Source organism: Pontibacter toksunensis (assembly GCF_042686245.1).
GTDB classification, from domain to species: Bacteria; Bacteroidota; Bacteroidia; order Cytophagales; family Hymenobacteraceae; genus Pontibacter; species Pontibacter toksunensis.
In genome coordinates, this window is record NZ_JBHUOX010000054.1 from 1 (window position 1) to 8,802 (window position 8,802).

The 8,802-nt window shown below is 47.8% G+C and carries 8 protein-coding genes; 2 read left to right on the forward strand and 6 right to left on the reverse strand.

Going from position 1 to position 8,802, the window contains the following annotated elements; genetic code table 11:
- Positions 1-205 precede the first annotated feature (205 nt).
- The 6 genes from ACFS7Z_RS26545 to ACFS7Z_RS26570 form a co-directional block, all read right to left on the reverse strand.
- Positions 206-823, reverse strand: a complete 618-nt coding sequence (locus tag ACFS7Z_RS26545) for a DUF4159 domain-containing protein (RefSeq protein WP_377492266.1) — start codon at positions 821-823, stop codon at positions 206-208.
- Positions 824-849: 26 nt separating this feature from the next.
- Positions 850-1,083 carry a DUF2442 domain-containing protein gene (locus ACFS7Z_RS26550; protein WP_377492268.1) on the reverse strand — a complete coding sequence of 78 codons (234 nt, stop codon included), beginning with the start codon at positions 1,081-1,083 and terminating at the stop codon, positions 850-852.
- On the reverse strand, positions 1,067-1,300 hold the full coding sequence (locus tag ACFS7Z_RS26555) for a DUF4160 domain-containing protein (RefSeq protein WP_377492270.1): 234 nt from the start codon (positions 1,298-1,300) through the stop codon (positions 1,067-1,069). The genes ACFS7Z_RS26550 and ACFS7Z_RS26555 overlap by 17 nt, the downstream gene beginning before the upstream one ends.
- Positions 1,301-1,374: 74 nt before the next feature.
- The gene (locus tag ACFS7Z_RS26560) at positions 1,375-2,691 is read right to left on the reverse strand and encodes a TldD/PmbA family protein (protein ID WP_377492273.1); all 1,317 of its coding nucleotides are present in this window, start codon (positions 2,689-2,691) and stop codon (positions 1,375-1,377) included.
- Between the two features lie 32 nt (positions 2,692-2,723).
- Positions 2,724-4,370, reverse strand: coding sequence for a TldD/PmbA family protein (locus tag ACFS7Z_RS26565; protein ID WP_377492276.1), 1,647 nt, complete (start codon positions 4,368-4,370; stop codon positions 2,724-2,726).
- Positions 4,371-4,601: 231 nt separating this feature from the next.
- Positions 4,602-5,240 carry a septal ring lytic transglycosylase RlpA family protein gene (locus ACFS7Z_RS26570; RefSeq protein ID WP_377492279.1) on the reverse strand — a complete coding sequence of 213 codons (639 nt, stop codon included), beginning with the start codon at positions 5,238-5,240 and terminating at the stop codon, positions 4,602-4,604.
- A 349-nt stretch (positions 5,241-5,589) separates the two neighbouring features.
- Here ACFS7Z_RS26570 and ACFS7Z_RS26575 point away from each other — a divergent pair, with 349 nt between their 5' ends.
- Positions 5,590-6,498 carry a DUF72 domain-containing protein gene (locus tag ACFS7Z_RS26575; RefSeq protein ID WP_377492282.1) on the forward strand — a complete coding sequence of 303 codons (909 nt, stop codon included), beginning with the start codon at positions 5,590-5,592 and terminating at the stop codon, positions 6,496-6,498.
- A gap of 209 nt (positions 6,499-6,707) precedes the next feature.
- Positions 6,708-8,618, forward strand: a complete 1,911-nt coding sequence (locus tag ACFS7Z_RS26580) for a peroxiredoxin family protein (RefSeq protein WP_377492285.1) — start codon at positions 6,708-6,710, stop codon at positions 8,616-8,618.
- The last annotated feature ends 184 nt before the right edge of the window (positions 8,619-8,802 follow it).

Here is an 8,802-nt window from a genome sequence, read left to right on the forward strand (position 1 = left end):
ATATTGGGACTATGGCAGTGAGGGCAGGTGGTCATATGAAGTAAAGGTTTGGCGATCTCTATTTCATAACACCTGCTTCTCATTGCTAATTCCTCAATATGACCATCCTTACTTTTAGTACACTACCGGTCATTTTGTGTTTGCTTGGTTCAGACACTTGCAGGAGCTGCGCACGCTGCGAGGTCAAAGCATTTGCTACTGCGCTTTAACTTATTAAAGCATACATGATGATGTTGACGCCAAACTTGGTGTTATCTTCAGCAAGCCAGCGCTTGTTCCGGAAGTCGTAGTCCCATTCGCAGCCATAGTCTTTGTTACTGTAAAGTACAGCAATTCGTCCGTCCACTTCAATAGCCTTGAGGTAGTCGTGCACGAGGTCATCGCCCCAGCCATTGAGCTCGAACGATGTCGTGGGAGGACCTTCCTCAAAAGTGAAGAAGCTGCGGTAGAGTTTATGGTTGTTCGGAATTTTCTTCAGCGCGTTCTGCCCAAATATCTGCCGCACCTGCTCCTCAAAAGAGCGTGCGAAAAGGCCGTCGATGTCGTGGTTGCAGTCGTCTACAAACACAAAGCCGCCGTTGCGCACGTAGGTCTCGAAGTTTTGTCGCTCCTTCTGGTTGAACTGCACCAGCTTATGGCCGCTCAGATAGCTGAACGGGTAGTTGAATAACTCCGCACTTTCCAACGACACCACCTTTTCCTGCTCTTCTACCTGCACCGTTGTGTACTGTATGAGCGAGTGCAGCAGGTTACTCGGCATACGCGGGTCCGTATCCCAGTTGCCGGAGCGGTATTGCAAACGCACGAAAGTAAAGGGTTGCACAGGTTGTTTAGTAGTATATGATGAGGCTATAGCAAACCTGCTACAGATAAATCTTCGTCTAATTCTTCCCAATGGATACCAACGCCTCCGCCAATCAAGCGCCAGTTCATGCGCTGTGCTTCTGTTGCATCGCGAAGTTTCGAGAACCATTCCAGCGGCACGCCTAACTCCCGGCCATCTGCTAGCAGGACATACATTTTGGCATCTATAAACCACACTTTTTGTGCCTGTGGTGTAGATTTCTTAGCTAAAATACTCATGCCATTTTTGCTCAAAGAGTGATTTGTTTTCTAACACCAATTTACGAAGTTCGTTTAGTTCCTTTGCATTAAAAGCATAAGAACTGGCAAGCTCTACTGGCTCTAGCCAATACTTAGCGTATGCTTCTGCTTTCTCTATATGTATGTGCGGAGGCTCACTCCCTTCATTACTGAAAAAAAAAAAGCGATAGCCAAACATTCTGAGTATAGTTGGCATTGTTTGTTCTCCTATTTAAAAACGAATGCCGCACACAGATATTCTGCATGCGGCATTCGTATATTTAGCAGTTCTTATACCGCATCTGACAAGCTGGTGAAGGTAAAGTCACGAATCTTCATCGGTGGAATAAGGCTACCGTTGATGCGCTGTGGTTTGCCTAAGGCCTCCAGGTTGTTCAGCATAATAACGGGGCTTTCGTTGAAACGGAAATTCTTCACCGGATACATGATTTTGCCGTTCTCAATGTAGAACGTACCATCGCGGGTAAGGCCGGTATAGAGCAGTGTCTGCGGGTCTACCGCACGTATGTACCACAGGCGTGTTACCAGAATACCGCGCTTGGTGTTCTTAATCATGTCTTCAATAGATTGGTTGCCACCCTCCATAATCACATTGCCTGGCGACGGAATAGAAACAGCACCTTTGTTTGAAGCCCAGTAGCGGCTGTTGTACAGGTTCTTCACCACGCCCTTGTCTATCCAGGTAACTTTCTGCTGCGGTCGCCCATCACCTGCAAAAGGAGCAGAAGGCACCTCTAAATTAGACGGGTCTGAATACACTGTGATGCGCTCATCTACCAGTTTCTCGCCCTTTTTTGTCTGTCCCCCTGTTTTGCTCAGGAAGCTTCGACCTTCTTCGGCAGCGCGCTGGTCCATGTTGCTGAACATGTTGCGGAGCAGGTCGATAGAGGCAGCAGGCTCTAAGATAACAGTATATTTACCCGGCTCCAGTGCCTTGGCGTTTCGGGAGTTAGCAGCCTTTTCGGCAGCTATCTGAGAGGCTTTGCCTGTGTCAAGTTTGCTGATGTCGCTATAGTCCTGCGTTACGTAGCCGGAGCCGGTACCATCTTCTGTGCGCATGGTCACCGAGAAATCCACCATCGTAGACGGATGATATGCGAACAGCCCCTTCGAGTTCATCTTAGCAGTGAAGTTGCTGTAATGTTCCAGGAAGCCGGCAGCTGTTAAGCCTTTGGCCGCAGCGGCAGCAATGCTTTTGGCAGCGGCATCGGCACGGTAAGCCGGGTCTACTTTATTAGTGCTTTCGAAAAACTCTTTTGTAATCGTATACTTCTGTGGGCCCAGAAACTCAATATACTCCGGACTTTCAGGGGCTAGTCGCGCTGTTTCCTCTGAGCGCCTGATGACCTTCTCCAGCGATTTATCGTCGAATTCATTGATGGTGGCTACACCCGAACGCTTCCCGAAACGTGACTCCACCGACATAGAAACGTTCTCTTCTGCGCCGCTCGTTGATACCTCGTTTCTGGCATAGCGGATGTTGCCACCTACGTTGCCGTTGAGTGTTATCTCACATTCATCAGCCTTTGAGTAAGCCAAGGCCTTTTTCAGTATAGCCTGTGCTTCTGCTTGTGTTAATATTGCCATTTTTGTTGATGCTAATTTAGAAGGTGAAAAGACTAAATCTTACGCGCCGTATTAATCACATTCACCCCATTGAAGCGGGTGTGGGCAGAGCCGTGTGATACTGCGCTGATTTGGCTTGGCTGGCCTTTTCCATCGAAGAAGGAGCCGAACAGGCGATAGTCACTCTCGTCACACATGTCGGCGCAGGAGTTCCAGAATTCCTGGGTATTGCTCTGATACGCCACATCCTCCAGCGGACCTACAATTTTACCACCTTTGATTTCATGGAAGGTGGTGCCTCCAAACTGGAAGTTGTAGCGCTGCTGGTCGATAGAGTAAGAACCACGGCCGGCGATGTAAATACCTTTGTCAACACCTGCTATCAGCTGATCTACGTTCTTCTTCTCCTTACCCGGCGCCAGCGACACATTCGGCATACGCTGGAACTGCACAGAACTCCAGCTATCGGCGTAGCAGCAACCGTGCGATTCATTTTCGTTAATGATGTGCGCCTGGTCACGGATGGCCTGGTAATTCACGAGCACACCATTCTTTATCAAATCCCACTTCTTCGTCTTCACGCCTTCATCATCCCAACCTACATAGCCCAGTGAGCCCGGCTGTATTTTATCTGCAAAGATGTTCACCTTGTCAGAGCCATACTTGAAGTCTTTGCCCTTCCATTTATCCAGGGTGGCAAAAGAGGTACCGGCATAGTTTGCCTCGTAGCCTAATACACGGTCCAGCTCCAGCGGGTGGCCTACTGATTCGTGAATGGTGAGCCCCAAATGATTCGGATCGAGCACGAGGTCATACTTGCCTGCCATCACCGATTTAGCCGTCAGTTTCTCTTTTGCCTGTATGGCAGCCAGCGCGGCATCCTCCAGCATATCGTAGGCATAGCGGTAGCCTACCAGGCCGGTGCCTGCCGGACCTTTGATTTTCTCCGACGCTTTTGGGTTCATGTATTCGTAGCCCATGCCCATTGGCGCGCTCAGCGCCTCGCGGGTTTTAAACTTGCCGGAAGCCTTGTCTACAGCCGTTACGGTAAAGTTTGGCCAGATGCGGTGGATATCCTGGTCAATATAAGAACCTTCGGTAGAGGCAAAGTACTTCTGCTCGTTCACCTGGAACAGGGCAGAGTTAACGAAGTTGGCACCATTATCCATAGCTGCTGCATTGGCAGCTAACAATAAATCTGCTTTCTCGCCTACAGGTACTTCAAAGGCATTTTTCTCGATGGGTGTTTTCCAGCTTACCTCGCCATAGCCTGGTACCGGGGCCAGTTTTACAGGCTTTTTCTGCAGTTTCGCATTGGCTTTAGCAATGGCCACGGCCTGCTCAGCGGCTTTGGCTACGCCTTTATCCGATACATCAGATGTGGCAGCAAAGCCCCAAGTGCCATTCGCCAGCACACGCACACCCACGCCGAAAGACTCTGCGTTTACGATGTTCTGTACCTGCTTTTCGCGGGTAAAAATATACTGCTGTAGGTAGCGGCCAATGCGTACATCTGCATAATTGGCACCTTTTGATTTAGCAGTGTTCAGAGCCACATCGGCCAGGCGCTTTTTCAGGGCAGGGTCTACCTGCTCCAGCATGCGCTCCGGCGAAACAATATCGCCGAACACGGGGATTGAAGGCAGCATTAAGCCACCAAAACCCAGTGCCGATAGTTCAAGGAAATTTCTTCTTTTCAAGGTAATGTTTGTTAGTAAAGGGTTAGTGCATTTGTTTCGGTAGCTAATTATAATTAAATGGCCTTGCATTTCAAAGTTACGCGACCAGTTATATGCCAGAAGGCCTTATTTGATAGATGAATGTAGTACTCACCTCTATTAATAGGAGCGTAGCGTTAAGCACAGAAAAGCAGAAAGCGCAGGATTGATTTTCCTGCGCTTTCTGCCTTTTAAGAGAAAATGATGTGTTGCTTATGCTTCTTTTACAAGCCCTGAAAGACCCTCTTCTTTTAATAACTCGTTGAAAGCATCTGCCTGCTGCCGGCTCTCGAAACGGCCAGCTTTGATGCGGTGTATTTTCTTGCCTCGGAAATCCTCGTTCGTCAGCTCCACAACCAGGTGCTTGTCAAAAGCTTTTAATTTCTGGCTCAGTTGCTCAGCATTCCTGATGCTGGTATACGTACCTGTCTGAATAGTGAAAATTCCGGCATTGGCAGGGTTATAGTCCATTGGTAGCTCCAGCACTTCCACTTTCACGTTTCCGATGCCGGCTTTGTGGAACTCAAGCTCGCGGGCTGCCACTTCTGATACATCAATGATGCGGTCTCCTACAAATGGTCCCCTGTCGTTGATGCGAACAATCACAGATTCGTTGTTCTCAAGGTTTGTCACTTTTACCTTTGTGCCGAAAGGAAGTGTTTTATGCGCGGCGGTCATCTTGTTTTTGTTGTAGAGTTCGCCGCTGCTGGTTGGCTTGCCGTGGTATTTGCTTCCGTACCATGAAGCCTGGCCCTTTTGGGTATCGTTCGTTTGTGCGAGGATGGGCTGACTGATGCCGATGAATAGAAAAATGATTACTGAAAAAAGGTAGCACTTTCTATTAAATATCATATCGCTTTAAAGTTGGTGAAGCCGCAAAGTTAGACAAAATTTCTCAAATTGAGCCTTATACGGCGCACTTCGGCTAAGGATGTGGAGGGATACAGTCTGACCGGCTGCAGATGCTGTAGGTCATGATTTGGCAAAATGTGCATTTGCAGCACGTATGGCAACATTTTCATGTGTCAAAAGCATAGAATATAGCCTATAAAAAATAGCGAAAAAAAGTTTGCAAAAAAATCTGAAGCAACAGAATTCATGATACTTTTTAACCACTTTCCAGGTAAAAGAATATAATCTTAAGCCTGTACTTTGTGTATTCCATCAGCCTCAGACGTATAGAAAAGATAAACCTGAATTTATGGACTTTGGGAAGCTCCAAGATATCAGCAGCGTAGACTTTACACTGCCTCCTAATCACCCAGATACGCTGCCTTTGCTACAGCGTTCCGGCTCATACCTGAAGCCTGTTGTGCACATCGGCCTGCCCGTGTGGGTGAACAAAGCATGGAAAGGTGACATCTATCCCAGCAGCATGCCTGATAAAGACGCTTTGCTGTGGTATGGGAAGCAGTTCAGCACGATAGAACTCAACAGCACGCACTACCACATCCCGAGTCCCGACACCATCGACCGCTGGCGGCAGAGTGTCCCGCAGGGCTTTACCTTTTGCCCTAAGTTCCCGCAGCTTATTAGCCACGAAGCCGCCCTGCGCAGCACCCACGGTATTACGGCTGCCTTTTGCGACGCTATTGCCGGCTTGGAGGATAAGTTGGGTGATGCCTTTCTGCAATTGCCGCCTTCCTTCAGTCCGCGCCAGTTGCCTGACCTGGAGGCATTCCTCCAGTTTATACCGGAGAGTATCCCGATAACGGTAGAATTGCGCCACCCCGGCTGGTTTGCAGACAAAGGAGCCTCTTTGGAAGTGTTCGAGGTGCTGGAGAAGCACAAGGCAGGTACCGTACTGACAGATGTAGCTGGCCGCCGCGATGTGCTGCACATGCGCCTTACGACACCTTCGGCCATGGTCCGGTTTGTGGGCAATGGCATGCACCCCACAGACTACACCCGCATTGACGACTGGGTAGTGCGCCTGAAGCAGTGGTTCGATAACGGGCTACGCCATCTCTATTTCTTTGTGCATGAACCAGACAATGTTTTGGCTCCTGACCTGGCCACTTACCTCATCCTGCAGCTGAATAAGGTTTGCGGCTTCGAACTAAAACCTCCCAGAAAGTATGTGCAACCGGTGCAGGGAGAACTGTTTTAGACACCGATCAAAGCTGACTTAAGGACCCGGTCAACAGGATTACCCACTGTTTCAGCCATACCTGGCAAGGTGGAAACTATAGTATAATCTGATTTTTATAGCCGCAATTTTCCGGTAATCGTACTATTCATTTACAAAATACTTTTACCTGTTGTTACGAGCACTTGCAGGTCAGGACCTGCCATAGCAATGCTACTTAACATGATGCTATGACAAAGAGACTTATACTTCTTCTTACTATATTTTTATGGTCTGCAGTTGCCTGGAGCCAGGAAACTGCGGGCAACTTAGTGCTGGACCGTGACCAGCCCAGGCAGGGAGAAACCATGATGTTCACCTACCAACCCACAGGCACAGAACTGGAAGGCGAAAAGGAAATAACAGCCGTTGCTTACGAGTTTGACCAGGGCAAAATGCATGCGTATGATGTTCTGCTTAAGAAGAGCAAGACTAACTGGAAGGGAACGCTGAAGCCCTCTAAAACAGCAAAGGGGTTATACCTGAAATTTCAGAACAGCTACAGAGAAGACAGCAACTATAAAGTTGACAGGAACAAGGGCAAGGGCTACCCTATACTGCTGCACAACAAAAGGAACCACCTTGTTCCGGGGGCGACGCTGGTTACGGCAGCTATGCTGCAGGAGGCACAATATCATCTGAAAATAAAGTACGATCCAAAGCTGGCCCTCATACTTTTTGAACAGGAATTTGAGAGAGAACCAGAACTGAAGCGGCCTTACATAATGGCCTATATCAAAGCGCTGCTGGAAGCACGCGGAAAAGAAAACGCAGTGGTATTAGGCGCTTTAGACTGGCTTGCTCTGCAGCCAAACCTGACAGAGGAAGAGATGCTGGTGCTGCATAAGATGTACCGCGACTACGGGAAACCCGATAAAGCGGATGCCTACAACTTCCTGCTCCGCAAGCACTGGCCCAAAGGCCAGGTGGTTAGAGATGAGCGAATGGAAAGCTTCCGAAAGGAACGCGATGCAGCAAAAAGGGTGGAGCTGCTGCACAAGCTCATTTATGACTTCCCGGAACATGACTGGCAGGAAGAGTATGTGCATATGGCGGAAGAGTACGCCAGAGCAGGCAATGTTGCTGACTTCAAATCGATGCTCTCCGTATTCCCAAAGTCTAAGAACGGCGATGTATACAGAAGCTTCTGTAACATTCTTATTGAGCAAAATGAGCACATGCAGGCAGCAGAGGAACTGATAACTTATGCTTACCAAAATGCTATGGCAGAACTTAAGAACCCTACTTCGCAGAAGCCTGCTGTTCTTTCAGAGAAAGCCTGGCTCATACAACGGGAAAACACGCTGGGTTTATGTGCTGCAAGCTACGGACAGCTATACCTCAAAAAGGGAGACCACGCCAGCGCACTGCCTTACTTAACAGAAGCATATAAGCTAACTCAGAAAAGCATGCATCAGAAGATAGTGGAGCCGTATGTGGAGGTGCTGCTAAAAACGGGAGACTATGCCACTGCCCGTACTTTAGTGGAGGCAAAAATAGCGGAAGGCACAAAAAGCGATACCTACAAAGATTTTTACAAGCAATTGTATGTGCACGACAGAAAGAGCGATATTGGATTTGAAACTTACTGGACAGCCGGCATAGAGGCATCTGCCATCGAAAAAACAAGAGAAAGCCTTCAAAAAGAAATGCTCTATGAAGCTGCTGCAGATTTTGAGCTTAAAGACCTGAATGGTAAGACCGTTAAGCTATCATCGCTAAAAGGCAAAACAGTAGTGATTGACTTCTGGGCAACCTGGTGCTTCCCGTGTTTAGATGCTTTTGAAACGATGGGTGAGGCGATGCAACGGCACAAAGGGGATGATGTGGTCTTTTTATTCGTGAACACCGGTGAAAAGGTAAAGGACAAAAAGAAGGCAGTGCGCGATTATAAAAAGAAGCACAAAATCCCTTTCCAGATGCTAATGGATGAGAATAATAAAGTAGCAGAGGAGCTTTATAAAGTTAACGGTTTGCCTACAAAGCTTATCATCGATGCAGCAGGCAATTTGCGCTTCAAGAAAGCAGGGCATATTCTATCTCCTGAGGGCAGTGCCCTAAGAGAACTACTCTTGATGATAGAAATGGCCTGTAGCGAATAGCCTATTATTGCTGATGCAGTTCCGTGCTTACGAGCTAATGAGATTTACCAAATCATATGAGATAGTCAAGATATAATCTGACAGTTTAATTAAATTGAATGTGACGCATTTCATTAATTAAACCCGATTATATCATGACTACTCAAGACAAAATTATCAAAAACAAGTTAGGATTGCTAAACCT